Origin of the sequence: Rhizobium sp. Root482, assembly GCF_001426565.1 — a bacterium.
GTDB lineage: Bacteria > Pseudomonadota > Alphaproteobacteria > Rhizobiales > Rhizobiaceae > Pararhizobium.
In genome coordinates, this window is record NZ_LMFA01000021.1 from 31,919 (window position 1) to 55,593 (window position 23,675).

Consider the following 23,675-nt stretch of genomic DNA (forward strand, 5'->3'; position numbering starts at 1 on the left):
TCGGATCACGGTGCCTTGGCGCCGGCGGCGATGGTGAATTTCTGGTCGATGCTTGCCGATTTGCCGCTGTTGACGTCGTTGAACCGGAACCGCAGGATATAATCGCCGGCCGCCGCGCCGCTGACATCGGTCCTGAGCGTTGCGTAGATTTCCTGGTTGCGCAGGAAGCCGGTGAAGGTGAAATCGCCAAATGCCTTCTGGCTGGCGAGCTGTTCGCCGGTGGCGCTCAAAATGTCGAGATCGACGGTGAAATGCGACTGGATCTTGCCGGCATCCTTGGCCGGTTTCCAGTTCAGACCGACGGGCTCGACATAGGAGACCAGTGTCTCCCCGGGCTTGAAGACCTGCCCCTGTTTCGGATCGTACATCGCATAGCCGGCCGGGTCCGTCTTGACGAAGACGGCCTTGCCGATGGCGAAGGGGAGGGTTTCGGAAAAATCGCCGATCGCGCCGCGCATGAGATCGTGGGCACCGGCGGCATTTCCGGCTGCAGCCAGCGCCTCGGCCTTGGCGGCCGCTTGCGCGAGGTTTCCGGCAAAAGCCGGCCCCGCCGACAGGAGCAGCATCACGGCGATGCCGGCCATTCCAAGGCTTTTTCCATTGCGGCCACGCATCCTCATCCTCCCGAATGCCTTGATGCGGATGTTCTGGATTTGCCCGCGGCTGTCAAGCCAGACCCGCTTTGCCTGCAAAAGTTTCGTGCCATGCGGTGCAAAACCGGTGGTTTCGGCCGGGCGCTTGTGGCATAGGCGAGGCATGGAACAGAAGAAGACAGGCCTATCATGAAGCACGCCGTCGATCAGGCCGCAGACGCGTTGCGCACCTTGTTTCCGGCGACGCCGCTGCAGCTCAACGAGCATCTGAGCGCCCGCTACGGTGCCCGAATCTATCTCAAGCGCGAGGATCTTTCGCCGGTCCGGTCCTACAAGATCCGCGGCGCGTTCAATTTCTTCCGCAAGGTCATAGCCTCCGGCGGAACGGGCAAGACCTTCGTCTGCGCCTCGGCCGGCAACCATGCCCAGGGCTTTGCCTTCGTCTGCCGCCATTTCGGCGTGCCGGGCGTCGTCTTCATGCCGGTGACGACGCCGCAGCAGAAGATCGACAAGACGCAGATGTTCGGCGGCGAATTCATCACGATCAAGCTGATCGGCGATTTCTTCGACCAGTGCTACCAGGCGGCGCGCGACCATGTGGAACGCATCGGCGGCGTCATGGTGCCGCCCTTCGACCATGCCGACATCATCGAGGGACAGGCGACGGTGGCAGCGGAAATCACCGAGCAGCTGCCGGAAGGAATTTTGCCGGACCTGGTGATCCTGCCGGTCGGCGGCGGCGGGCTTTCGGCCGGCGTGACGGGCTATCTCAAGGACGAGATTCCGACCGGTGATTTCCTGTTCTGCGAGCCGGAGGGGGCGCCGAGCCTCAGGCGGAGCCTCGAAGCGGGTGCCGTGGTGACGCTCGAGCAGGTCGACAATTTCGTCGATGGGGCTGCCGTCGGCCGGATCGGCGACCTGAATTTCGAAGCGCTCAGGCATTTTTCCCCGGAGCAGGTTTTGCTTTTGCCGGAGAATGCCGTCTGCGTGACGATCACCGAGATGCTGAATGTGGAAGGCGTGGTGCTGGAGCCGGCCGGCGCCCTGTCGATCACCGCGCTGGAGGTGGTCGGGCGCGAGTGGCTCGAGGGAAAGACGGTGGTTGCGATCGTCTCGGGCGGCAATTTCGATTTCGAGCGTCTTCCCGACGTCAAGGAACGGGCGATGCGGCATGCCGGCCTGAAGAAATATTTCATCCTGCGCATGGCGCAGCGTCCCGGCGCGCTCAAGGATTTTCTTGGCCTGCTCGGCGAGGAGGACGATATCGCCCGTTTCGAATATCTGAAGAAATCGGCGCGCAATTTCGGCTCGATCCTGATCGGTATCGAAACCAGGAAGCCTGAGAATTTTTCGCGCCTGAAGGCGGCCTTCGACAAAGCCGGCCTGCGTTACCAGGACATCACGGACAATGAAATCCTCGCCAATCTGGTTATATAGGTCTGTTTGTTTCGTTAAATCAGGCTTTTAGTGGCCATTTTTAAAGTAAGTTATCGGTCACCGAAAGGGTCGGTTGTGCTTCGTCGCAACTGCGGCGAAGTTTGGGCTCTCGCTTCAACTTAGTCTTTGACAGGCTTGCGGGCTGTGGTTAAGTCTTTCGCATGGCTTCGTTTCTTTCAAAATTGTTTGGCTTCTCACGTGCCTCCGCGCCCGCCGAAACGACTGTTTCCGGTCGCACCGAGACCTATAAGGACTGCCTGATCCGTCCGAACCCGATCCGGGAAGGTGCTCAGTTCCGGCTGGCTGGCTCGGTGGAGAAAGAGGTGGACGGTGCAATCCGGGTGCGAACCTTCATCCGTGCCGACCTGTTCGGTTCGGAAGAGGACGTCGTGGAGGCCACCCTGCGCAAGGCACGCCAGATCATCGACCAGCAGGGACCGGCGCTTTTCGCCGATGACGCGGCAACCCGCCAGGTTTAGTCGCCGCCTATTCAGACGCCGACATTCGGGCGGTCGATGACCTCGCGCAGCGAAAAGCTCGAATTGATCTTGACGACATGCGGCAGCGCCGACAGCCAGTCGCGGTGGATGCGCTCGTAATCCTCCAGATCCTTGGCAGCAACGCGCAGGATATAATCATATTCGCCCGACATGAGGTCGCAGGCCAGAACATTGGGGCAGAGCTTTACCGCCGCCTCGAATTCGGCGAGCGTCTTGGCGAACTGGCCCGACAGCGAAATATGGACAATGGCCATGATCCGGTAGTCGAGCGCCTTGTGCGACAGGCGGGCGTGATACCCTCCGATAACGCCGGATTTTTCCAGAATATCGACCCGTCGCGAACAGGCCGAAGCCGACAGGCCGACTTTCTCGGCAAGCTGCGCATTGGCGATCCGGCCGTCCTGCTGGAGAATGCGCAGGATCGCAGCATCAATGGCATTCATTGCCGGCAATCGAATATCCTTCGAAAATGAGGAGATAAAACGCGGTATTCCGCCAAATATTAGCGTGATCTCCATTGATTTTGCAAGGACATGCGGCGGCATTTCTGTTTCGCTACGGGGGTAAACAGCAATGGCGAAAGCCCCAAAATGAGAGGAACGCGAAGATGCGTGTCGGTTGCCCGAAGGAAATCAAAAACCATGAATACCGTGTCGGCCTGACGCCGGGAGCGGTGAGGGAGTATGTGGCGCACGGCCACGAGGTGATCATCGAAACCAAGGCGGGCGCGGGTATCGGCGCGGAGGACGATACATATCGCGCGGCCGGCGCGAAAATCGTGGCGACAGCCAGGGACGTTTTCGAAAAATCCGACATGATCGTCAAGGTGAAGGAACCGCAGCCCTCCGAATGGGCGCAGCTTCGTGACGGACAAATTCTCTATACCTATCTTCATCTTGCCCCCGACCCGGAGCAGGCGAAGGGACTGCTCGCCTCCGGCGTGACGGCCGTCGCCTACGAGACGGTGACGGACGATCGGGGCGGCCTGCCGCTCCTGGCGCCGATGTCGGAAGTGGCCGGGCGCCTGGCGATCCAGGCCGGCGCGACGTCGCTGCAGAAGGCCAATGGCGGCCGCGGCATCCTGCTCGGCGGCGTGCCCGGCGTGCTGCCGGCCAAGGTGACCATCATCGGCGGCGGAGTCGTCGGGCTGCATGCGGCGCGCATGGCAGCGGGGCTGGGTGCCGATGTCTGCATTCTCGACCGTTCCATTCCGCGCCTGCGCCAGTTGGACGACCTGTTCGCCGGCCGGGTCCATACCCGGTTCTCGACGATCGATGCGCTGGAAGAGGAGGTCTTCTCGGCGGATCTGGTCATCGGTGCGGTGCTGATCCCGGGTGCCGCGGCACCGAAGCTGGTGACGCGCGACATGCTCACCGGCATGAAGAAGGGCGCCGTCATCGTCGATGTCGCCATCGACCAGGGCGGCTGCTTCGAGACCTCGCATGCGACCACCCATTCCGACCCGACCTATGAGGTCGAGGGCGTCGTTCACTATTGCGTCGCCAATATGCCGGGCGCCGTGCCGGTTACCTCCGCCCATGCGCTCAACAATGCGACGCTCTATTACGGGCTGCAGCTTGCCGATCGCGGCCTTCAGGCGATCGCCGAGGACCGGCATCTGCGGGCCGGCCTCAATGTGCACCGGGGCCGCATTACCAGCAAGCCGGTTGCCGATGCGCTGGGCTATGAAAACCATGCGCCGGAAGTGCTGCTGAAATCCGCTTGATCTCTACCACGCGATGCAGATTGAACGGGGCCGGAATTTCCGGCCTCGTTTCATGCGCGCTCGATTCGGCACTGATAACAATTGTTGCGCGCCGACCGGACATGGACATAGGCGATATCTGGGCGACCCAGCAGGTCGCTGGCCCGGGTCTTCACCTCCTCGACCGGCGTCACCGCCCCGGTGCCATAAACGATGCGATCGTCGGGGCCGTAGCCGCGCAGCAGATAGTCCTTGCTGGTCATCAGGATTGGCGGGAGGTCTCCGCGACTGTCGTAGGCCGGGCATTCCTCGGCGTGCAGGAAGATCGGGCCGGTCTCGGCATAGGGCTGCAGCGCCGGGAAGGGTCGGTAGGCAAGGATCAGATAGGGATCGCCGGCCTCGATATTGGCAAGGCAATGCCGGCACGGCATGCCGTCTCCATCCGATATATGCCGTTCCGGCGCCTGGTCGTAGGCATCCGGCCCTCGCCGGCGATAATGGTCCGCAAGGTCGCTCGGCATGGGCGTGTAGCGCAAGGTCATCATGTCTCCTCCGTTTCAGGGACGCAGGATTTGCCATGCGCGTGAAGAGAGCGACACCCGATTCTTGCCGTGGTTTTTCAGAGTTTTTTCGAAAGGGCCATGTATTCCGCGTCGCTGAGCGGCTGGACGGTGGCATCATGGGTGGAGACGGGGGAGAAGCCGAAACGCTGGTAAAGCTGGAGTGCGCGCGGATGATCGAGCGTATTGGTGGAAACGCGCACGATCTTCGGGCTGGTGTTCCAGGCGGCATAGAGCGCCTGCAGGAGAAACCACTTGCCGAGCCCGAGCCCCAGCGCATGTTCGAACATGCCGAAATGCGACAGCTCGACGGTGTCCTCGTCCACCGCAAGGGTCTCGAAGAAGCCGGCGGGGGCACCGTTGACATAGAGTACCGTCACGCAATTGCGCTTGTCGTGCAGGATGGCAGCAAGCTCGGCGTCGCCCAGCCGCAGCCGATCGACCCAGTTCCAGCGTCGCCCCACCTGCAGATAAAGGAAACGATAGAAGGGCAAGGGGATGTCGGGCACCCCCATGATGGCGGTCTGGATATTCACCGGCACCGGCAGGCTCTGCTTCGGCGGAGCTGTCATTTCCAGTTCGGTGACCCGGACGGGCAGGGACGCAGTGGTGTTTTCCGTCATCGCGTCAGACCTGCCCGGTGACGATGGCGGTATCCGGGCGGCCGCCCCATTCGGCCCAGGAGCCGTCATAAAGGCTGTTGTCGGTATGGCCGATCGATTGCAGCGCCAGCGTGATCACGGCCGCGGTGATGCCTGAGCCGCAACTGGTGACGACGGGCTTGTCGAGGTCGATGCCGGCCGCCTGGATGATGTCGCGCAATTCCGGCAGGGATTTCAGTTTTCCATCCGAGGACAGCAGGTTGAAAGGCAGGCTCCTGGCGCCCGGCATATGGCCGGAGCGCATGCCGGCCCGCGGCTCGGCCTGCTCGCCGGTGAAGCGTGCATTGGCGCGGGCGTCGGCGATCTGGCGCGCGCCGCTCGCGACGATCTCGCTCATCTGCTCGAAGGAGGTGACGGCCTTCGGCTCGAATCGGGGTTCGAACCGGGCGCGCCGCGGCGTCGGGATTTCGGCGTTGACCGGCCGTCCCTCGGCTTTCCATCCATCCATGCCGCCATCCAGCACGAAGACCGATTTCGCGCCCATGGTGCGCAGCAGCCACCAGACGCGCGGCGCCGTCATCATGCCCGGCCCGTCATAGACGACGATCATATCGGTTTCGCTAACGCCGAGATCGCCAATGGTGGCGGCGAATGCCTCGGGCGAGGGGATGGTGTGGGGCAGGCCGCTCGAGAGATCGGCGATGGCATCCTGATCGTAGAAGACGGCGCCGGGAATATGCGCCGCGCTATATTCGGCGCGCGGATCGCGGCCCTGCGCCGGGAGATACCAGGAGGCATCGAGGATGCGGATCGACGCATCGTTCAACCGGTCCTGCAGCCAATCAGCCGATACGACGAAGGGGCTTTTCTGGTCAGTCATGATAGGTCTCCAGTCAGAGGGCGGATGCCGTTTCCGGCGTGCCGAAGCGGATGCGAAACCGGCGGTTTTCCTTGCCCTTCTTTTCGATCTTGGCGATGTAGATCGCGCCGACCTCCTGGGTTTCAGACACATGCGTGCCGCCGCAGGGCTGGCTGTCGATGGCTGCCTCCTCGCCGATGCAAACAAGGCTGACGCGGCCAAGACCGACGGGCGGGCGGACATTCTTGGATTTGACGATATCGGGATTGGCCGCCAGTTCCGCGTCGGTGATCCATTGCAGATAGACGGGATGGTTTTCCGCCACCAGCTTCATCAGCGCGGCTGTCACCTCATCCTTGTCGATGGTCTCGCCCATGTCGAAATCGACCCGGCTTTCCTCCTCGCCGACCGCCGCACCGGTGATCGGGAACTGGCAGACCACAGAAAGCAGGTGGCAGGCCGTGTGCATGCGCATCAGCCTATAGCGGCGCGGCCAGTCGACATGCAGCACGAGCTTTTCGCCGACCAGCGGGCTTTGCTCATCGGCTGCGGGAACATGGATGATGATGTCCTTGGTTTCGCCATGCCGGGTGGTGGTGATCTCTACCCGGCTGCCGTCGGCGCGCTCGAAAAACCCGCAATCGCCCGGCTGACCGCCGGAGGTCGCGTAGAAGCAGGTCTGGTCAAGCCGGATGCCGCCGTCCTGCCCGATCTCCGTAACGATTGCTTCCGTGGTCGAAAGGTAGAAATCGTCGCGAAACAGGGCATTGGTCATGAATTCTCATCCGGCGGGTTCGTAGGGTACCGTTATTCCGGAATTTCGAGTCATCCAGACCGGTACGGGCAGGTCCTTGGACTTCAGAAACGCCGGGTTGAAAAGCTTCGACTGATAGCGGTTACCATAGTCGCAGAGGATCGTCACGATGGTATGGCCGGGACCCAGATCTTTTGCCAGCCGAATGGCACCGGCAATATTGATGCCGGAGGAGCCGCCGACGCAGAGACCCTCGTTTTCGACGAGATCGAAGATCAGAGGAACGGCTTCGCTATCGGGGATCTGATAGGCGAAATCCGGCGAAAAATCTTCGAGATTGGCGGTGATGCGCCCCTGGCCGATTCCTTCGGTGATCGAGCCGCCGGAGGATTTCAGCTCACCGTGGGCATAGAAATTATAGAGGGCGGCGCCTTCCGGATCGGCAAGGCCGATCTTGATGTCAGGGTTCTTCGCCTTCAGGCCCAGAGCGACGCCAGCCAGTGTGCCGCCGGAACCGACTGCGCAGATGAAGCCATCGACCTTGCCGTCCGTATCGCGCCAGATTTCGGGCGCAGTCGTTTCCACATGCGCATCACGATTGGCGACATTGTCGAACTGGTTGGCCCAGATCGCGCCGTTCGGTTCGGTTTTCGCCAGTTCGGCCGCGACACGGCCCGACAGTTTCACGTAGTTGTTGGGGTTCCTGTAGGGCACCGCCGGGACTTCAATGAGTTCCGCGCCGAGAAGCTTCAGGGCGTCCTTCTTCTCCTGGCTCTGGGTTTCGGGAATGACGATTACCGTGCGGTAGCCGAGCGCCTGGGCGACGAGTGCCAGGCCGATGCCGGTATTGCCGGCCGTTCCCTCGACGATGACGCCGCCCGGACGCAATTGCCCGGATTTTTCCGCCTGGCGGATGATCGACAATGCCGCGCGATCCTTGACCGACTGGCCGGGATTGAGAAATTCCGCCTTGCCGAGAATGGTGCAGCCCGTCGCCTGCGAGGCGCCTTTCAAGCGGATCAGCGGCGTGTTGCCGATGGCATCGAGGACGGAGGGCAAAACGGACATGGCCTAACCTTTGCTGCGCGCCGCATTGGGCAATAGCCGCCCGGCGGGATATGACGAGTGAAAGACATATCGCAAATCGGCCGGCGCCTGTCAGGCCCTGCCGATCCGATCTGTCGATTTCCGGTCTGTTTTCGACCCTGGCCCTCGAACTGACAAGGAATGGCTTTTCGCCGGCCCGCCGTCACGGGCAAAAATCGTCTTCCGCGGTCCTGCCGTCAGCCGGTATGGAGGACCACCACCGCGCCGAAGACGAGGCACAGTCCGGCCCAGCCGACGGGCTTCAGCTTCTGGCCGAACAGGAACCGTGCCGAGATCGCGGTGCCGAAGATCCCGGTAGCACCGAGGATGGCATAGGCGATGGCGAGTTCCATGCCCTTGACCGCTTCCACCAGGAAGGCGAAGGCGGCGAGCACCAGAAGGATGGAGACGACACCCCAGCCACGGCGGGCAAAGCCGTTCGACTTGGTGGAGGCGAGATTGGCGGCGACATCGAGGATGCCGGCGACAACCGCAAAAAGAAAATAGACATTAGGCGAGGTCATCGGCGGCCTCCTCGTGGATTTCGCCGGCATTGACCAGGATGATGCCGACGACCGCCATGGCCAGCCCGAGCATTTCCCGGCCGGTCAGCACATGGTTGAAGACGAAGACCGAGACGAGGGTGATGAGCGCGATGCCGGAGCCTTCCCAGATGGCATAGGCGACACCGACCGAGATTTTCTTCACGGCCATGGCGAGGAAGACATAGGAGAGTGCGATCGAGACATACATGACGGCATAGCCCCAGACGCCGCCGCCGCTCGAGGCCGCTTTCATGACCGTAAGGCCGATAACCTCGGTGGCGATGGCGAGCGCCAGAAAAGCCCATGCAAGACGCATGTCGTCCCCTTTGGATGATGGAATGAGATGGCATTCCATAGGCATTTTGCGGGGGACGGTAAAGGCGGGTGCCACGGTCTGGCGATGATTCCTTTCGCAGGGCAGGGAAGGCGGGCACTCACTCGTAGACGACCTGCCTTACATCGATGTTCCTGGCACGGAACCCCGCCTCGCAGTAGAACAGGTAGAATTCCCAAAGGCGCTTGAAGCGCGTATCGAACCCCAAGGGCTCGACCCTGTCCCAGACCTTCCAGAACCGTTCGCGCCATTCGGCCAGCGTGCGGGCATAATCGAGACCGAAGCCGAAGTCGCCGCTCATCTGCAGGCCCACCTTGCGGCCAAGCTCGATCAGATGTTCGCGCGTCGGCAGCATTCCGCCTGGAAAGACATATTTCTGGATGAAATCCGGATTGGCGCGATATTCGCGATAGGCTTCCGGCTTGATGGTGATGATCTGCAATCCGGCCTTGCCGCCCGGCTTCAGGCAGCGCTGCAACTGCGAGAAATAGGCCGGCCAATATTTTTCGCCGACCGCCTCGAACATCTCGATGGAGACGATTCGGTCGTAGAGGCCGGTCTCGTCCCGATAATCCTGGAACCTGATCTCGACCTTGTCGGCGAGCCCGGCCTTTTGCATTCGTGCAGTGGCGAAATCGAACTGTTCGCGGCTGATCGTCAGGCCCGTGACCCGGCAGCCGATCTCGCCGGCGGCATATTCTGCAAAGCCGCCCCAGCCACAGCCGATTTCAAGCACATGATCGCCCGGCCGGATACCCACGGCATCGGCAAGCGCCTTGTATTTGGCGCGCTGCGCCGATTGAAGGTCGCCGGCCCCGGTCGAATAGAGCGCCGAGGAATAGGTCATGGTTGGATCGAGCCATTCCCGATAGAAGGCATTGCCGAGATCGTAATGGGCGGAGATGTTCCGTTTCGAGCCGGTCCTGGTATTGGCATTCATCCAGTGGCGGAATTTTTCGACCAGCCGCAGAAGCCCGCGCGCGCCATTGGAGAAATTGTTTCCCACCTCGGCGTTGACGAGAAACAATTCGAGGAAGGCGCCGACATCCGGGCTGTCCCAATCGCCATCCACATAGCTTTCGGCAACGGCAATGGTGCCGCCGGTGAGCGCGCGCTGCAGCATGTTCCAGTTGTGCAATGTGACACTGGCGACGGGGCCTTGCGCCTTGCCCTTGACCACCACGGTTCGGCGATCGGGCAGGGTGAGCTTCAGGCAGCCGGCCTGGATATGGACCAGGCCACGCAGCACCATCTGCGCCTTGGCGGGCAAGCCTTTGACGATCTGGGCCAGATTCTCGGCGGAAAGACGCTCGCCGTCGTTTTGATCACAATAACCGGTACCTGCTGTGCTCATGCGACAGATCCTCAGCAATCATTGCTCTTGACGCAAAATAACCGCATTTCACCGGCCCGCCAACAGGGTATTCGCGTGGAAATCCATGCCAGGACCGTGTCCATGTCATTGGGACAGTAGGAGAGGGGATGCCATTGGCAAGACGCAAAATCTTGCCTCTTCTCAATAAGGTCGCAGCCGGACAGGCTGTCCCGCAAAATGGCGCGAAGACCTGTGCGTCAGGTTTTCTGGAACGCCAGATGCGCGCCCAGCCCGATCAGCATCGCGCCGCCGGCGCGATGCATCAGCCTTCGCGCCCGGCTCGACCGCTTCAGCCGGGCGGTAACGGCGCCGGCCAGGAAGACGCAGACGATGTCCGCCGACGAGAACATCAGGTTGACGATCACGCCCAGGATCGCAAGCTGCAGCCAGACTGGAAAGGCGGCAGATGCGTCGACGAACTGCGGCAGGAAGGCCAGGAAGAAGATCGCGGTCTTGGGATTGAGAACCTCGACGGTGACGCTTTCGAAAAAGGCGCGCCGGCCTGTTTTCGGAGCTGTATCGGCGGCTGCCGCATCGCCCTCGACCCGGGCGCGGAACAGGCAGATGCCCAGCCAGACAAGATAGGCGGCACCCGCCAGCTTGACCGCCATGTAGAGGAGCGGGACAGCATGAAAGAGGATGGACAGGCCGGCGGCGGCGCAAAGCACATGCGCATATCCGCCCAGATGAATGCCGAGAACCGCCATGAGCCCGGACCAGCGGCCGCGCGCGATCGTCTGCGCCGCGGCATAAATCATCGCCGGGCCGGGAATATAGGCAAAGACCGCAGTGGTGGCGAGAAATGCAATCAGCAATTCGGTAGAAGGCATCGCCTGCTCCTGTCGGTATCCGGGGCGCATATGCATATCGCAGGAAGACCGGAAAGTCGCGCGCTTGAAGGGAAGCCGCAAGCCAAAAAGAAAAAGACTGCATCTCTTTTGGAAATGCAGTCTTTGAAATCTGGCTCCCCGGGCCGGATTCGAACCGGCGACCTGTCGATTAACAGTCGAATGCTCTACCGCTGAGCTACCAGGGATCATCTGCGCGCTGCAGAAGTGAGGCTGCTAATACAAATGCTTTTCCGATTTGCCAAGCGGTTTTTCAAAAAAAGCGCACAATCTTGCGAGACTGTGGAGAACTCCCCATCTCAGGGAGGCGCGATCCGAAGGATGCCTTCTGCGGATCGCCATGGCGCCGCCACAGCAGGCGGCAGGAAATCAACGGATGGAGTTCATGACGCGACCGCGGACGACAAAAAGTTTCGGCATCGATGCGCTGACGCACGAAATCATCCTGGGTTCCTGGCGCATTCCCCTGCCGCAATCGCGCGCGCCGCGCATCGCGCTGGGGGCCGCACTGGTTTTCTGCGGACTGCTGGGATTTCTTCCGGTGCTTGGATACTGGATGGTTCCACTTGGGCTGATCGTGCTTTCGCACGATCTCGCCTATGTGCGGCGCAGGCGCCGCAGGCTTTCGGTCTGGTGGGCGCGCCGAAGACAGCCATCCGCTTAAAACGCGAGGCCTTCCATGAAAAACGCCCCACCTGGAATCAGGTGGAGCGCTTCGGAGACCTTTTCGAGAATCAGCCGCCGGTTCCGGTCTGCGGCGTCGGGTCCGTATCCGTGGGCGTAGGCTCTGCATTCTCTCCGGCGGCTGGCGTGTTGTCGATCGTATCCTGACCGCTGCCGGTGGTCTCATTGCTGGATGGGGTGGTTTGCTCGACCTGCGTGGCGGCATCATTGTCGGTGCTTTCACCAAAAATTTCGGCGCCACCCCAGGCGAGAAGCACGAGCACCAGACCGCCGATCAATACCATCAGCACCGGCCGGCCGAGAAAACCCTGGCGCGCCTCCACGCCACTGACATCGACGGTCTTGTTCGTGTCGTCGGTGGAGACCCGGTTGCCGCGTTCGTCAACATATTTTGTCATTCCATCTCCTTTGACCGCAGCCGTTACGCTGTTCGAGCTTCGCGATAATCGCAAAACGGGCCGGCAGGACAAAGGTTCCAGGGAGATGCGGGATTGGAGGCGTAAACCTCGATCATTGCGCGGCCATGGGCGGACGCGGTCTATGCGCTGATTTGCCTTGCCGCGAGCATCGCCGCCATAGGCGCCGCTACCCGTTCGACGCAAACGGCGACACGCACTGCGTGGAAGGGCGCTGTCAGCCGATAAGGATGCCTTCGAGCGAATGCGGACAAACTCCGTTTCGCGCCTGTTGACCTCGCTAGCCCTCAGGCTATAAAGCGAGCCGTGACGGATCAAGCCTCATTATCGCAGCCCGTCAAAAGGGAAGAGTGTCCGAGTGGTTTAAGGAACCGGTCTTGAAAACCGGCGTGCGGGAGACCGTACCGTGGGTTCGAATCCCACCTCTTCCGCCATTTCACCGGCTTTCAGTGAATTCGTGTGGATCTGTGACTGCAATTCCCGTGTCAGCGGGATATCGAGCGTACTTTGTTCATCCTTCCACAGTGGTAAACAGCGCACCATCGGTTGCGGCTGTTAACCGTTCGTAAACCATAAGTTCAATTGTTCCGTCCCGGCACGGTTAACCATTCGCATTTTCGCCATGTTGTTGTCATGATTAATCGACTGTTACGTTTTGTGACGCTTTTACTTGTGCGGGCGGGCCGGGTGAGGCGTTTTGCGAATGGCGATGGGGCATATGACATCCAATCAGACTGCGGCTCTTCTTCTCAAGGGATTGCGTTTTGCCGCCATCCCGATGATCTGCGCGGGGTTGACGGCCTGTGGCTCGACCGGGAAGGTTGCGACGAACAAGACGCGCAGCAAGGAATATTTCGCCGAGTCCATTTATGGGGTAAAGGCCAGCCCGCGTGTCGCCAACGGCAAGACCATGCCCAAGGGCGGCGGTCGCGCGCAGGTCGGCAAGGCCTACAAGGTCAAGGGCAAGTGGTACCAGCCGAAGGAAGAGCCCGGCTACAACAAGACGGGCATGTCGTCCTGGTACGGATCGGCCTTCCACGGCCGGCTGACCGCCAATGGCGAGGTTTATGACAAATATCATCTGTCGGCTGCCCATCCGACCTTTCCGCTGCCGAGCTACGCCCGCGTCACCAATCTGGAGAACGGATCGTCAGTCGTGGTGCGCGTCAATGATCGCGGCCCTTACGAATTCGGCCGCATCATCGACGTTTCCTCCAAGACCGCCGATTTTCTCGACATGAAGCGCAAGGGCAGCGCCAAGGTCCGGGTTCAATATATCGGAAAGGCGCCGCTTGAGGGCAATGACATGCCCTATCTGATGGCCTCCTATGTCCAGAAGGGCGATCGCGGCCCGAGTTCCTTTCCTGAAGGCCAGATCGCAACCGGCGTGATGGTCGCCTCGAACGAGCCGCTGCGCAAGCAGGCCGGGGAGCTCGGCACACTGACCATTCCCGCCAAATCCAACCTGGAAACGGGCGTGCCGGTCATGGCGCTGGCCGAGACGCAAGATGCGCCGGCCGCATCGGCTGCATTCGGCGAGTTCGCGCTTCTGCCGGATATCGGCCCGATTCCAAACGATCGGCCGGACTATATTCCCCTGCCGGATGGCAGCCTCGTCTATGCGGCCGCCTATGTCGAGGCACGGGTGAGCACATCCGAGACAGCGTTCGATGCGATCCTTGTCGACGCCAATCCTCTGACCCCGAATGCGATCGTCGACTATGCGCGGCGCCAGGGCACGGTACGTCAATCCGATTGATTGGGCCGATTGATCGGCCAAATGATCGGGCCATCTGCTTGGGCGGAGTGATCGCGATTGATCCGGGACGGACCGGCTGCTATGGCCGGAGGGGCACCGGAGTTTGGAATGCGCACACGGCTGTTTTCGGTTTTTCTCGCCATCCTTCTTGTCGCCACGACGCCCTTTGCCGCGCTGGCGCAGGGTTTTGAGAGCAAGGCAAAGCAGATCTACCTGATCGACGCGGAAACCGGGACGGTTCTTTTCGCCAGGGACGAAGACGCGCCCGTGCCGCCGGCCTCGCTTGCCAAGCTGATGACCATGGAGGTGGTGTTCGACGCGATCCACCGGAAGGAGTTGAGCCTCGATACCGAATTTCCGGTTTCGGAACATGCCTGGCGCACCGGCGGCGCGCCGTCCGGGACTTCCACAATGTTCGCGGCGCTCAAATCGAAGATCCGCGTTGCCGATCTCATCCGCGGCGTGATCGTGCAGCTTGCCAATGATGGCTGCATCATTCTGGCCGAGGGCATGGCGGGCAGCGAAGACGCCTTTGCCAAGCGGATGACGGAGCGCGCGCGCGAGATCGGGCTTTCGGCCTCGGTCTTTGCCAATGCCACCGGTCTTCCGCATCCGGACAATATGACGACCATGCGCGACATGGTGCTGCTTGCCCGGCATATCCAGGCGAGCTATCCCGAATTCTTCCCGATCTATGCCCAGCCGGATTTCGAGTGGAACAAGATTTTCCAGCGTAACCGCACGCCGCTGATCAATGCCGGTATCGGCGTCGACGGGTTCGCGACGGGATTTGCCGAGGGGTTCGGCTATGCCATGGTGGCGACCATGCGCAAGGATGGCCGGCGGGTCTTCCTGGCGCTCGACGGGCTTGCAAGCGAGAAGGAACGGATCGAGGAAACGCGCAAGCTGCTCGACTGGTCGATGGCGGCCTTCGAGCGGAAGCGCCTGTTCGAGGCGGGCACCGTGGTTGGCGAGGCCAGCATCTACGGCGGCGCCCAGTCGCATGTGCCGCTGATCACGCGCGATGCCGTCGATATTCTCGTGCCGGTCAACAATCAGGATCGTCTTTCCGGAAAGGTGATCTATCGCTGGCCTCTGCCCATGCCGGTGCAGGCCGGAATGAAAGCGGGCACGCTGAAAATATGGAATGGAGAGCGACTTTTGCGCGAAGTTCCGGTGGAAACCGCGGCGTCCGTGGAGGTGGGTACGCTTTCCGGCCGGGCGCTCGATGCCCTGCAGGAAATGCTGTTTTTCTGGCTTTGAGGAAATGACGGCGCTTTTGGTTTCGCAGACGGGCACAATCGTTTAAGCAGGCAAAAGATGGATAGCGGTGCGCTCCCTGGCGTGCGGATCGTGGCGATGGGGACTTCGGCGCTGCGCATGGAACAAACATACGGGAATTGAAAGTGCCAATCGGAAGCGGATTGTTCGTCACATTCGAAGGCGGTGAGGGGGCCGGCAAGTCAACCCAGATCAGGTTGCTGGCCGATGCCCTGCGCGAACGCGGCCATACCGTGCTGACGACGCGCGAGCCCGGCGGTTCGCCGGGCGCGGAGGCCGTGCGGCACGTGCTCCTCAGTGGTGCCGCGCAGGAGTTCGGTGTGCGCATGGAAGCGATTCTGTTTGCGGCGGCCCGCAGCGACCATGTCGAGGAGGTGATCCGGCCGGCGCTCATGAAGGGCCTGGTGGTGATCTGCGACCGGTTCATGGATTCCTCGCGCGTCTACCAGGGCGTCACCGGAAATCTCGATCCAGCCTTTATCGAGGCGCTGGAGCGCGTCGCAGTCAACGGCGTCGTGCCCGACTGCACGATCGTGTTCGACCTCCCGGCCGCGATGGGGCTGGAGCGGGTGCGCCGGAGGGCAGGGGGCACCGCCCTGTCGGCAGGCGAGGTGGCAGGTCTTGACCGTTTCGAGCAGGAGGAAATCGAGACCCATGAAAAGCGCCGCGAGGCTTTTCTCGACATCGCCGCCGCCGATCCGGCCCGTTGTCACGTCGTCGATGCCTCAGTGGCGGCCAGCGATATCGCCGGCGCCGTATTGGCGATCGTCGAGCCACTGCTTCCCGCCATGAGCAATGGCCTCGATGCGGAACCGCGCGCATGAGCAGCGAACGGTTCGACGTACTGGACGGGGCTGTGGCGCCGGCGGAAAATACCAGGCTCTTCGGCCACCAGCAGGCGGAGGATTTCCTCGCGCGCAGCTATCGCTCCGGCAAGGGGCATCACGCCATCCTGATCGAGGGGCCTGAGGGGGTGGGCAAGGCAACGCTGGCCTTTCGGTTTGCAAAACACGTGCTCACTCATCCGGATCCCATGCAGGCGCCGGCGGAGATGGCCGATCCCGACCCGAACTCGCTCGTCAGCCGGCAGATTGCCTCCGGCGCCTCGCATAATCTCCTGCATCTCACCCGCCCGGTCGACGAAAAGACCGGCAAGGTCAAGGCGGCGATCACCGTCGACGAGGTACGCCGGGCCGGAAAATTCTTCTCGCAGACCTCCGGCACCGGCAACTGGCGGATCGTCATCGTCGATCCCGCCGACGACCTCAACCGCAATGCCGCCAATGCCATCCTGAAGATCCTCGAGGAACCGCCGAAACGGTCGCTGTTCCTGATGCTCACTCATGCGCCGGGCAAGCTCCTGCCGACGATCCGTTCGCGCTGCCTGCCTTTGCAGCTTTCTCCGCTTGCGCCCGCCGCCTTGCGCGATGCCATGGCCCATCTCGGCTTCGACCCATCCGGCACCGATACCCAAAAAGCGCTCGCTGGTGCCGAGGGCAGCGTTTCGCAGGCGCTGAAGCTGATCAATTACGGCGGCCTCGATATCATCACCGCCTTCGAGGCGATCCTTGCAGGGCAGGGGCCGGGCGTGCGCCGCGAGATGCACAAGCTTGCCGAGGTGCTTTCCGCCAAGGACAGCGACACGATCTTCGACTTCTTCTGCGAGCGCGTCGGCCGACATGTGATGGACGAAGCCCACAAGGCAGCGCAGGCCGGCGACATCGGACGTGCCGACAGGTTCGCCCGGCTTTCGGCCGCGATCGTCGAGCGCATCGCCGTGGCCAGGGGCTATAATCTCGACCGGAAGCAGACGATCCTGTCTGTTCTCGACGAGTTGAAGGCGGCGGCCTGAGCTTCGCCGGCCATTGGCGGCCGGCGCAAACACAGGGCGCGCCGCCTTTTGTGCGGTCGGCTGTTTCATCCCAACGAGGGATGCGCTAATAGCTGGGCACCCGATGCGATCCCACAGAGACCGAACCCGATCATGACAGACACTTCCCCGTTCTACATCACCACCGCGATCTCCTACCCCAACGGCAAGCCGCATATCGGCCACGCCTACGAACTGATCGCGACCGATGCGATGGCGCGGTACCAGCGGCTCGACGGACGCGAGGTCTTCTTCCTGACGGGAACCGACGAGCACGGGCAGAAGATGCAGCAGACAGCGCGCAAGGAAGGGATTTCCCCCCAGGCGCTGGCCGACCGCAACTCTTCCGAATTCCAGCAGATGGCCGTGCTGCTCAACGCTTCCAACGACGATTTCATCCGCACCACGGAGGCGCGCCATCACGAGGCGGTGAAGGATATCTGGGTCCGCATGGGCGAGGCGGGCGACCTCTACAAGGACAGCTATTCCGGCTGGTATTCGGTACGGGACGAGGCCTATTACCAGGAAGGCGAGACCGAGCTGCGCGCCGACGGCGTGCGCTACGGGCCGCAGGGCTCGCCAGTCGAATGGGTGGAGGAGGCAAGCTATTTCTTCAAGCTGTCGGCCTACCAGGACCGGCTGCTCAAGCATTACGAGGACAATCCGGACTTCATCGGCCCGGCCGAGCGTCGCAACGAGATCATTTCCTTCGTCAAATCCGGGCTCAGGGACCTTTCAATGTCGCGCACGACGTTCGACTGGGGCATTCCCGTGCCGAACGATCCCGACCATGTGATGTATGTCTGGGTCGATGCCTTGACGAACTACATCACCGCGACGGGTTATCTCACCGACCCCACCGGGCCGCGGGCGAAATTCTGGCCGGCCGATATCCATATGATCGGCAAGGACATCATCCGGTTCCATGCGGTGTATTGGCCGGCCTTCCTGATGTCGGCGGGGCTGCCCCTGCCGAAGAAGGTCTTTGCGCATGGCTTCCTGCTCAACAAGGGCGAGAAGATGTCGAAGTCGCTCGGCAATGTCGTCGATCCGGTCAACCTGGTCGAACATTTCGGGCTCGATCCGATCCGCTATTTCTTCCTGCGCGAGGTCTCCTTCGGACAGGACGGCAGCTATAGCGAGGAGGGGATCGCGACCCGCATCAATTCCGATCTCGCCAACGGCGTCGGCAATCTGGCCAGCCGGTCGCTGTCGATGATCGTTAAGAACTGCGACAGCCAGATTCCACAATGCGGACCGCTGACCGACGAGGACAAGGCGATGCTGGCGGCGGCGGATGCGCTGCATGCCTCGACGCGCGACGACATGAATGCGCTGATGATCCACAAGGCACTGGCATCGATCATTGCCGTGGTCTCGCAGGCCGACCGTTATTTTGCCGGCCAGGAACCCTGGGCGCTGAAGAAGACCGATCCGGAGCGCATGGGAACGGTGCTTTACGTGACCGCCGACGTGGTGCGCCAGGTCGCCATCCTGCTGCAACCCTTCATGCCGGAATCGGCCGGCAAGCTGCTCGATCTCGTTGCCATTCCTGCGGATAAGCGCGATTTCGCCTCTCTCGGCGAGGCTGGGCGACTGGTTGCCGGAACGGCACTGGAGGCGCCAAAGCCGGTTTTCCCGCGCTATGTCGCCCCGGAGGCCTAAGGGACACGCATGCTGATCGACACCCATTGCCACCTGGATTTTCCGGATTTCGAGGCCGAGCGCGATGCGATCGTGGAGCGGGCGCGGGCGGCCGGCATCGGTCAGATGATCACCATCTCGACCCGCGTGAAGAAATTCGACACGATCCTTGGCATTGCGGAAACCTATCCGAACGTCTTCTGTTCGGTCGGCACCCATCCGCACAATGCCGACGAGGAACTGGATATCGAGACGGAGGACCTCGTGCGCCTCTCCCGGCATCCGAAGGTTGTCGCGATCGGCGAGGCCGGGCTTGATTATTTCTACGACAATGCGCCGCGCGACGCCCAGGCGATCGGCCTGCGGCGCCATATCGCGGCAGCACGGCAGACAGGACTGCCGCTGGTCATCCACAGCCGTTCTGCCGATGACGACATGGCGGCGATCCTGACCGAGGAAATGGGGAAGGGGGCATTCCCCTTCCTGCTGCACTGCTTTTCCTCCGGCCCGGACCTGGCGCGGATCGGCGTCTCTCTCGGCGGCTATGTCTCGTTTTCCGGCATATTGACCTTTCCGAAATCCGAGGAACTGCGCGAGATCGCCAAAACGGTCCCGCGCGACCGGATGTTGGTCGAGACGGACGCGCCTTATCTCGCGCCAAAACCGTTTCGCGGCAAGCGCAACGAGCCTGCCTATGTCGCCCATACGGCGCAGGTATTGGCCGACACGATCGGTGTTTCGGCCGAGGAGATTGCGGCGATCACGACGGAGAATGCTTTCCGCGTCTTTGCTAAAATGCCGAGAGTCTGAGATGACGGCGAGGCGGGTCTTCACCATTCTCGGCTGCGGCTCTTCACCCGGCGTGCCGCGCATCAACGGAGACTGGGGCGCCTGCGACCCGAGCAATCCGAAAAACCGCCGCAGCCGCGCGGCGCTGCTCATCGAGCAGATCGGCACCGATGGCGGCAAGACGACCGTCGTCATCGACACCGGACCAGATTTTCGCGAACAGATGATCGCCGCCAAGGTCGGCCATATCGACGCGGTCTTCTATACGCATCCGCATGCCGACCATATTCACGGCATCGACGATCTGCGCGGCTATGTGCAATATACCGGCAGGCGCATGCCGATCTGGGCCGATGCAGAAACTATGGAGCGCATTCGCGAAGGCTTCCGCTACTGCATGGAGACGCCCGACGGCAGCAATTATCCGCCGATCGTCGAACCAAGAATCATCGATATGTCCTCGGCATCGATCGACATCACCGGCGCCGGTGGCACCATCCCGTTGCAGCCGCTCCTGCAGCAGCATGGCAATATTACCTCGCTCGGCTTCCGCATCGGCGATTTTGCCTATTGCAGCGATATCAGCGATTTCCCGGATGAAACCGTCGAAAAGCTGTTCGGGCTGGATCTCCTGGTCATCGACACGCTCCAGTACAAGTTTCATCCCAGCCATCTTTCGCTCGAGCAATCGCTCGACTGGATTTCTCGCCTGGCGCCACGCCGTGCCGTCTTGACCCATATGCATGTGCCTCTCGACTACGACACTCTGATGCGCGAGACGCCCGATCATGTCGAGCCGGGCTATGATGGCATGCGGCTGGAGTTTGATCTCTGAACGCTAAGTGGCAGCGAGTTTCCTGCAGAGGAATTCGTCGTCCTGTTGGTCTGAAAGGCCATATCCTCGGCATAGCGGTATATCCATTAGTTCCATAATCTATCTTATCTGATCTCCGGATGTAACCGGGTGGGTTCTGTCTCCCACTGCGACTTGCCAGTAATTTCAACCACTTTGCCTTGGAGATTTTGGATGCTTCCGATGTTATCGGCCTTTCAGCATCGTCGGCTTGCGTCTGCATCGGCTGGCTGATCAATGACCCGGCGCAGCGGTTCAGCCACCATCCCGGCCGCTGGCCGCAACTGGTCAGTGGCACCTTATCGGAACTTGAATTGGGCTTGCTGTGACTTTCGCGAAACAGTCCGTGTTCTGGTGATCAGGAACAGTCGCAGATGGATGATTGGTTTAGACTCATTCCGCAATATCTTGAGATGAAATGTTTATTTTGACTTCACGCTCACCATTCCGCTGACGGCTTGAAACCTTTGCGGCACGGACATCGTAATTGGTTTATTGTGCGAGATGGATCGGGAGGTACCAATGGTCGGACTGCTCAGGGCTGGCGTCATATTTCTCGTTTTTCTGACCGTGTCTCCAGCGCTGGCGGCAGAGCCCGTGGATACGGCGCAATCGATCATCGAGAGGCAGATCAAGGCCTTTCTTGCGGACGACGCGGAGACGGCCTATTCCTTCGCCTCGCCGCAGATCAGGGAAAAATTTCCAGACAAGAGCCTCTTTTTCGACATGGTCAAGCGCGGTTATACGCCAGTCTATCGGCCCGGGAATTTCGCCTTCGGTCGCAGCAAGGTCGATGGCGGTACGGTCATGCAGGAAGTGCTGATCTCGGGGCCGGACGGCAAGGACTGGACGGCGCTCTATTTCCTCACCCGGCAGCCGGACGGCAGCTACAGGATCAATGGCGTTCAGATGCTGCAGCAGGCCCCCGGCCCTGAAATCTGAGCCGATACCGTTACAGTGGCGCCAGATCGCCCTGCCGCCACATCTCCTGCGTTTCCTCCATGAAGGCGTCGTAGCGGCCTTCCTCGATCGCCTTGCGGATGCCGGCCATCAGGTCCTGGTAATAGGCAAGATTGTTCCAGGTGAGCAGCATGCCGCCGAGCGATTCGTCGGCGCGCACCAGATGGTGGAGATAGGCCCGGGAATAGTCGCGGGCGGCCGGGCAGGACGATTGCTCGTCGAGCGGCCGGCTGTCTTCGGCATGGCGGGCATTGCGCAGGTTGACGCGGCCACGCCGGGTAAAGGCCAGACCGTGGCGGCCGGCGCGGGTGGGCATGACGCAGTCGAACATGTCGATGCCCCGTGCCACGGATTTCAGGATATCGTCTGGCGTGCCGACCCCCATTAGATAGCGCGGCTTCTCGGCCGGCAATTCCGGACAGGTGATGTCGAGCATGTCGAGCATGACCTCCTGCGGCTCGCCGACAGCCAGTCCGCCGATCGCATAGCCCTTCAGGTCGAGCGATGATAGCGCCTGGGCCGAACGAACCCTGAGCGCGGGAACGTCGCCGCCCTGGACGATGCCGAACATCGCCTTGCCGGGCTGGTCGCCGAACGCCGTCTTGCAGCGTTCCGCCCAACGGAGCGACATTTCCATTGCGCGTTCGATATCAGCGGCTTCCGCCGGAAGCCTCACGCATTCGTCGAGCTGCATCTGGATATCGCTGTCGAGCATGCCCTGGATTTCGATGGAGCGCTCCGGCGACATATGGTGCAAGGCGCCATCGACATGGCTCTTGAAGGTCACGCCCTTTTCGTCGAGCTTGCGCAGGCCGGCCAGCGACATCACCTGGAAGCCGCCGCTATCGGTGAGGATAGGATAGGGCCAGCGGATGAGATCATGCAGGCCGCCCAGCCTGGCCACCCTCTCCGGCCCCGGGCGCAGCATCAGATGGTAGGTATTGCCGAGAATGATATCGGCGCCGAGATCGCGCACCTGGTCGAGATACATGGCCTTGACCGTGCCGACCGTGCCGACGGGCATGAAGGCCGGGGTGCGGATATCGCCGCGCGGCATCGATACCGTGCCGCGACGGGCCTTGCCATCGGTTGCGCTGATATTGAACTGGAATGTCTCGGTCATAGCGTCTCGTTTCTGGGCGTGTCCCGGAAAAGCAGGCTGGAATCGCCGTAGGAATAGAAGCGGTAGCCCGTGTCGATCGCGTGGCGATAGGCGCGACGCATGGTCTCAAGCCCACAGAAGGCCGATACGAGCATGAACAATGTCGATTTCGGCAGGTGGAAATTGGTCATCAGCATATCGACAGTGCGAAAGCGGTAACCGGGCGTGATGAAGATACCGGTCGGGCCGGACCAGGGAAGAATTTCGCCGGTCTCGGACGCAGCGCTCTCGATCAGCCGCAGCGAGGTGGTGCCGACGCAGACGATGCGGCCGCCCCTCGCCTTCACCGCGTTCAGCCGCTCGGCAACCTCGGCGCTGACATGGCCGATTTCCTCGTGCATCACATGATCTTCGGTATCGTCCACCTTCATCGGCAGGAAGGTTCCCGCCCCCACATGAAGCGTCACGAAATGGCGCTCGACGCCGGCGGCTTCAAGCGTCTCGAACAGCCGGTCGGTGAAATGCAGGCCGGCGGTCGGCGCGGCCACGGCGCCTTCGTCGCGGGCATAGACGGTCTGGTAATCCGTACGGTCCCGCTCGTCTTCGGGCCGCTTCGAGGCGATATAGGGCGGCAAGGGAATGTGGCCGGTGGCGAGGATGGCCTGGTCGAGAGCCGGACCGGACAGGTCGAACCTGACGGTGACCTCGCCCGCCTCCCCTTTTTCCTCGACGGTTGCCTCCAGCGGAGCCTGAGACCTCTCGGCCGAGCCATGGCCAAAAGCGATGCGGTCGCCGGGTTTCAGCCGCCGGGCCGGACGGGCAAAGGCCTTCCAGCGATCCGCCGCCACACGCATATGCAGTGTCAGCGACACATCCGTGGTGATATCCTCGCCACGCCGGCGAACGCCCTCGAGTTGCGCCGGAATGACCTTGGTGTCGTTGAAGACCAGGGCATCACCCGGCCGCAGAAAGGACGCAAGATCGAGGACGCCGCGATCCTGCAGCGGTTCCTGCGCCTGCGGATCGACGACCAGCAGGCGCGCGGTATCACGCGGACTTGCCGGCCTCAGCGCAATATTGTCTTCGGGGAGATCGAAATCGAACAGCTCGACGCGCATA

The 23,675-nt window shown here is 61.6% G+C and carries 27 protein-coding genes and 2 tRNA genes; 14 read left to right on the plus strand and 15 right to left on the minus strand.

The window, feature by feature from the left end; translation table 11 throughout:
- Nucleotides 1-5: 5 nt before the first annotated feature.
- A complete protein-coding gene (locus ASD31_RS14265) occupies nucleotides 6-584 on the minus strand; it encodes a hypothetical protein (protein WP_056335793.1) in 579 nt (192 codons plus the stop codon).
- A gap of 198 nt (nucleotides 585-782) precedes the next feature.
- On the opposite strand from ASD31_RS14265, the gene ilvA reads away from it, so the two are divergent.
- Together ilvA and ASD31_RS14275 are read left to right on the plus strand one after the other, a co-directional pair.
- Complete coding sequence (gene ilvA / locus ASD31_RS14270; RefSeq protein WP_056334849.1) at nucleotides 783-2,030, plus strand: threonine ammonia-lyase; 1,248 nt, start codon at nucleotides 783-785, stop codon at nucleotides 2,028-2,030.
- Between the two features lie 161 nt (nucleotides 2,031-2,191).
- The gene (locus tag ASD31_RS14275; RefSeq protein WP_056334852.1) at nucleotides 2,192-2,509 is read left to right on the plus strand and encodes an HlyU family transcriptional regulator; all 318 of its coding nucleotides are present in this window, start codon (nucleotides 2,192-2,194) and stop codon (nucleotides 2,507-2,509) included.
- A gap of 11 nt (nucleotides 2,510-2,520) precedes the next feature.
- Here the strand turns inward: ASD31_RS14275 and ASD31_RS14280 are convergent, their stop codons facing one another.
- Complete coding sequence (locus ASD31_RS14280; RefSeq protein WP_056334855.1) at nucleotides 2,521-2,973, minus strand: Lrp/AsnC family transcriptional regulator; 453 nt, start codon at nucleotides 2,971-2,973, stop codon at nucleotides 2,521-2,523.
- 164 nt (nucleotides 2,974-3,137) lie between these two features.
- Between ASD31_RS14280 and ald the strand changes: the two genes are divergently transcribed.
- Nucleotides 3,138-4,256, plus strand: a complete 1,119-nt coding sequence (gene ald, locus ASD31_RS14285; RefSeq protein WP_056334858.1) for an alanine dehydrogenase — start codon at nucleotides 3,138-3,140, stop codon at nucleotides 4,254-4,256.
- A 50-nt stretch (nucleotides 4,257-4,306) separates the two neighbouring features.
- Here the strand turns inward: ald and ASD31_RS14290 are convergent, their stop codons facing one another.
- The 10 genes from ASD31_RS14290 to ASD31_RS14335 form a co-directional block, all read right to left on the minus strand.
- A complete protein-coding gene (locus ASD31_RS14290) occupies nucleotides 4,307-4,777 on the minus strand; it encodes a DUF1203 domain-containing protein (RefSeq protein ID WP_056334861.1) in 471 nt (156 codons plus the stop codon).
- A gap of 77 nt (nucleotides 4,778-4,854) precedes the next feature.
- Entirely contained in the window at nucleotides 4,855-5,418 is a 564-nt protein-coding gene (locus tag ASD31_RS14295) for a GNAT family N-acetyltransferase (protein ID WP_056334864.1), read from the minus strand.
- A gap of 4 nt (nucleotides 5,419-5,422) precedes the next feature.
- Nucleotides 5,423-6,277, minus strand: a complete 855-nt coding sequence (sseA, locus tag ASD31_RS14300) for a 3-mercaptopyruvate sulfurtransferase (RefSeq protein WP_056334866.1) — start codon at nucleotides 6,275-6,277, stop codon at nucleotides 5,423-5,425.
- A gap of 13 nt (nucleotides 6,278-6,290) precedes the next feature.
- Complete coding sequence (locus tag ASD31_RS14305; protein WP_056334869.1) at nucleotides 6,291-7,031, minus strand: alanyl-tRNA editing protein; 741 nt, start codon at nucleotides 7,029-7,031, stop codon at nucleotides 6,291-6,293.
- Nucleotides 7,032-7,037: 6 nt separating this feature from the next.
- Nucleotides 7,038-8,078: a cysteine synthase A gene (locus ASD31_RS14310; protein WP_056334872.1), complete on the minus strand. Its 1,041-nt coding sequence runs from the start codon at nucleotides 8,076-8,078 to the stop codon at nucleotides 7,038-7,040.
- 215 nt (nucleotides 8,079-8,293) lie between these two features.
- Nucleotides 8,294-8,620, minus strand: coding sequence for an SMR family transporter (locus ASD31_RS14315; RefSeq protein WP_056334875.1), 327 nt, complete (start codon nucleotides 8,618-8,620; stop codon nucleotides 8,294-8,296).
- On the minus strand, nucleotides 8,607-8,957 hold the full coding sequence (locus tag ASD31_RS14320) for an SMR family transporter (RefSeq protein ID WP_056334878.1): 351 nt from the start codon (nucleotides 8,955-8,957) through the stop codon (nucleotides 8,607-8,609). The genes ASD31_RS14315 and ASD31_RS14320 overlap by 14 nt, the downstream gene beginning before the upstream one ends.
- A gap of 118 nt (nucleotides 8,958-9,075) precedes the next feature.
- On the minus strand, nucleotides 9,076-10,329 hold the full coding sequence (locus tag ASD31_RS14325) for an SAM-dependent methyltransferase (RefSeq protein ID WP_056334881.1): 1,254 nt from the start codon (nucleotides 10,327-10,329) through the stop codon (nucleotides 9,076-9,078).
- A 218-nt stretch (nucleotides 10,330-10,547) separates the two neighbouring features.
- Nucleotides 10,548-11,180: a LysE family translocator gene (locus tag ASD31_RS14330; RefSeq protein ID WP_056334883.1), complete on the minus strand. Its 633-nt coding sequence runs from the start codon at nucleotides 11,178-11,180 to the stop codon at nucleotides 10,548-10,550.
- A 131-nt stretch (nucleotides 11,181-11,311) separates the two neighbouring features.
- Nucleotides 11,312-11,386, minus strand: a tRNA-Asn gene (locus tag ASD31_RS14335).
- 197 nt (nucleotides 11,387-11,583) lie between these two features.
- On the opposite strand from ASD31_RS14335, the gene ASD31_RS14340 reads away from it, so the two are divergent.
- Nucleotides 11,584-11,862, plus strand: a complete 279-nt coding sequence (locus ASD31_RS14340) for a hypothetical protein (protein ID WP_056335795.1) — start codon at nucleotides 11,584-11,586, stop codon at nucleotides 11,860-11,862.
- Nucleotides 11,863-11,932: 70 nt separating this feature from the next.
- Here ASD31_RS14340 and ASD31_RS14345 read toward each other — a convergent pair whose 3' ends face one another.
- Complete coding sequence (locus ASD31_RS14345; protein ID WP_056334888.1) at nucleotides 11,933-12,280, minus strand: hypothetical protein; 348 nt, start codon at nucleotides 12,278-12,280, stop codon at nucleotides 11,933-11,935.
- A gap of 362 nt (nucleotides 12,281-12,642) precedes the next feature.
- Here ASD31_RS14345 and ASD31_RS14350 point away from each other — a divergent pair.
- The 10 genes from ASD31_RS14350 (at nucleotide 12,643) to ASD31_RS14390 (ending at nucleotide 21,436) form a co-directional block, all read left to right on the plus strand.
- Nucleotides 12,643-12,732: transfer RNA gene (locus ASD31_RS14350), tRNA-Ser, on the plus strand.
- Nucleotides 12,733-13,016: 284 nt separating this feature from the next.
- Nucleotides 13,017-14,057, plus strand: a complete 1,041-nt coding sequence (locus ASD31_RS14355) for a septal ring lytic transglycosylase RlpA family protein (RefSeq protein WP_056335798.1) — start codon at nucleotides 13,017-13,019, stop codon at nucleotides 14,055-14,057.
- Nucleotides 14,058-14,165: 108 nt separating this feature from the next.
- A complete protein-coding gene (locus tag ASD31_RS14360) occupies nucleotides 14,166-15,320 on the plus strand; it encodes a D-alanyl-D-alanine carboxypeptidase family protein (RefSeq protein WP_056334889.1) in 1,155 nt (384 codons plus the stop codon).
- 143 nt (nucleotides 15,321-15,463) lie between these two features.
- A complete protein-coding gene (tmk, locus tag ASD31_RS14365) occupies nucleotides 15,464-16,162 on the plus strand; it encodes a dTMP kinase (protein ID WP_082520573.1) in 699 nt (232 codons plus the stop codon).
- Nucleotides 16,159-17,190: a DNA polymerase III subunit delta' gene (locus tag ASD31_RS14370; protein ID WP_056334895.1), complete on the plus strand. Its 1,032-nt coding sequence runs from the start codon at nucleotides 16,159-16,161 to the stop codon at nucleotides 17,188-17,190. The genes tmk and ASD31_RS14370 overlap by 4 nt, the downstream gene beginning before the upstream one ends.
- 132 nt (nucleotides 17,191-17,322) lie before the next feature.
- The gene (gene metG, locus ASD31_RS14375; protein WP_056334898.1) at nucleotides 17,323-18,873 is read left to right on the plus strand and encodes a methionine--tRNA ligase; all 1,551 of its coding nucleotides are present in this window, start codon (nucleotides 17,323-17,325) and stop codon (nucleotides 18,871-18,873) included.
- 9 nt (nucleotides 18,874-18,882) lie between these two features.
- Complete coding sequence (locus tag ASD31_RS14380) at nucleotides 18,883-19,662, plus strand: TatD family hydrolase (RefSeq protein ID WP_056334900.1); 780 nt, start codon at nucleotides 18,883-18,885, stop codon at nucleotides 19,660-19,662.
- Nucleotide 19,663: 1 nt separating this feature from the next.
- Nucleotides 19,664-20,476, plus strand: a complete 813-nt coding sequence (locus tag ASD31_RS14385; RefSeq protein ID WP_056334902.1) for an MBL fold metallo-hydrolase — start codon at nucleotides 19,664-19,666, stop codon at nucleotides 20,474-20,476.
- Nucleotides 20,477-20,664: 188 nt separating this feature from the next.
- Entirely contained in the window at nucleotides 20,665-20,823 is a 159-nt protein-coding gene (locus ASD31_RS26000) for a hypothetical protein (protein WP_156392669.1), read from the plus strand.
- Nucleotides 20,824-21,016: 193 nt separating this feature from the next.
- A complete protein-coding gene (locus tag ASD31_RS14390; protein ID WP_056334903.1) occupies nucleotides 21,017-21,436 on the plus strand; it encodes a DUF4864 domain-containing protein in 420 nt (139 codons plus the stop codon).
- A gap of 10 nt (nucleotides 21,437-21,446) precedes the next feature.
- Here ASD31_RS14390 and tgt read toward each other — a convergent pair whose 3' ends face one another.
- Both tgt and queA read right to left on the minus strand, forming a co-directional pair.
- The gene (tgt, locus tag ASD31_RS14395) at nucleotides 21,447-22,577 is read right to left on the minus strand and encodes a tRNA guanosine(34) transglycosylase Tgt (RefSeq protein ID WP_056334907.1); all 1,131 of its coding nucleotides are present in this window, start codon (nucleotides 22,575-22,577) and stop codon (nucleotides 21,447-21,449) included.
- Nucleotides 22,574-23,674 (minus strand): tRNA preQ1(34) S-adenosylmethionine ribosyltransferase-isomerase QueA, encoded by a 1,101-nt coding sequence (gene queA, locus ASD31_RS14400; protein ID WP_056334910.1) that lies wholly within the window; start codon nucleotides 23,672-23,674, stop codon nucleotides 22,574-22,576. The genes tgt and queA overlap by 4 nt, the downstream gene beginning before the upstream one ends.
- Nucleotide 23,675: the final 1 nt, after the last annotated feature.

Coding starts and splice junctions, on each gene's coding strand:
- ASD31_RS14340 (WP_056335795.1), top strand. CDS start 11,584: ATGACGCGACCGCGGACGACAAAAAGTTTCGGCATCGATGCGCTGACG.
- ASD31_RS14295 (WP_056334864.1), bottom strand. CDS start 5,418: ATGACGGAAAACACCACTGCGTCCCTGCCCGTCCGGGTCACCGAACTG.
- ASD31_RS14330 (WP_056334883.1), bottom strand. CDS start 11,180: ATGCCTTCTACCGAATTGCTGATTGCATTTCTCGCCACCACTGCGGTC.
- ASD31_RS14385 (WP_056334902.1), top strand. CDS start 19,664: ATGACGGCGAGGCGGGTCTTCACCATTCTCGGCTGCGGCTCTTCACCC.
- ASD31_RS14275 (WP_056334852.1), top strand. CDS start 2,192: ATGGCTTCGTTTCTTTCAAAATTGTTTGGCTTCTCACGTGCCTCCGCG.
- ASD31_RS14265 (WP_056335793.1), bottom strand. CDS start 584: ATGGCCGGCATCGCCGTGATGCTGCTCCTGTCGGCGGGGCCGGCTTTT.
- ald (WP_056334858.1), top strand. CDS start 3,138: ATGCGTGTCGGTTGCCCGAAGGAAATCAAAAACCATGAATACCGTGTC.
- ASD31_RS14310 (WP_056334872.1), bottom strand. CDS start 8,078: ATGTCCGTTTTGCCCTCCGTCCTCGATGCCATCGGCAACACGCCGCTG.
- ASD31_RS14390 (WP_056334903.1), top strand. CDS start 21,017: ATGGTCGGACTGCTCAGGGCTGGCGTCATATTTCTCGTTTTTCTGACC.
- sseA (WP_056334866.1), bottom strand. CDS start 6,277: ATGACTGACCAGAAAAGCCCCTTCGTCGTATCGGCTGATTGGCTGCAG.
- ASD31_RS14360 (WP_056334889.1), top strand. CDS start 14,166: ATGCGCACACGGCTGTTTTCGGTTTTTCTCGCCATCCTTCTTGTCGCC.
- ASD31_RS14380 (WP_056334900.1), top strand. CDS start 18,883: ATGCTGATCGACACCCATTGCCACCTGGATTTTCCGGATTTCGAGGCC.
- ASD31_RS14325 (WP_056334881.1), bottom strand. CDS start 10,329: ATGAGCACAGCAGGTACCGGTTATTGTGATCAAAACGACGGCGAGCGT.
- ASD31_RS14280 (WP_056334855.1), bottom strand. CDS start 2,973: ATGAATGCCATTGATGCTGCGATCCTGCGCATTCTCCAGCAGGACGGC.
- ASD31_RS14345 (WP_056334888.1), bottom strand. CDS start 12,280: ATGACAAAATATGTTGACGAACGCGGCAACCGGGTCTCCACCGACGAC.
- ASD31_RS14355 (WP_056335798.1), top strand. CDS start 13,017: ATGACATCCAATCAGACTGCGGCTCTTCTTCTCAAGGGATTGCGTTTT.
- ASD31_RS14305 (WP_056334869.1), bottom strand. CDS start 7,031: ATGACCAATGCCCTGTTTCGCGACGATTTCTACCTTTCGACCACGGAA.
- ilvA (WP_056334849.1), top strand. CDS start 783: ATGAAGCACGCCGTCGATCAGGCCGCAGACGCGTTGCGCACCTTGTTT.
- tgt (WP_056334907.1), bottom strand. CDS start 22,577: ATGACCGAGACATTCCAGTTCAATATCAGCGCAACCGATGGCAAGGCC.
- ASD31_RS14320 (WP_056334878.1), bottom strand. CDS start 8,957: ATGCGTCTTGCATGGGCTTTTCTGGCGCTCGCCATCGCCACCGAGGTT.
- metG (WP_056334898.1), top strand. CDS start 17,323: ATGACAGACACTTCCCCGTTCTACATCACCACCGCGATCTCCTACCCC.
- ASD31_RS14290 (WP_056334861.1), bottom strand. CDS start 4,777: ATGACCTTGCGCTACACGCCCATGCCGAGCGACCTTGCGGACCATTAT.
- ASD31_RS14370 (WP_056334895.1), top strand. CDS start 16,159: ATGAGCAGCGAACGGTTCGACGTACTGGACGGGGCTGTGGCGCCGGCG.
- queA (WP_056334910.1), bottom strand. CDS start 23,674: ATGCGCGTCGAGCTGTTCGATTTCGATCTCCCCGAAGACAATATTGCG.
- ASD31_RS14315 (WP_056334875.1), bottom strand. CDS start 8,620: ATGACCTCGCCTAATGTCTATTTTCTTTTTGCGGTTGTCGCCGGCATC.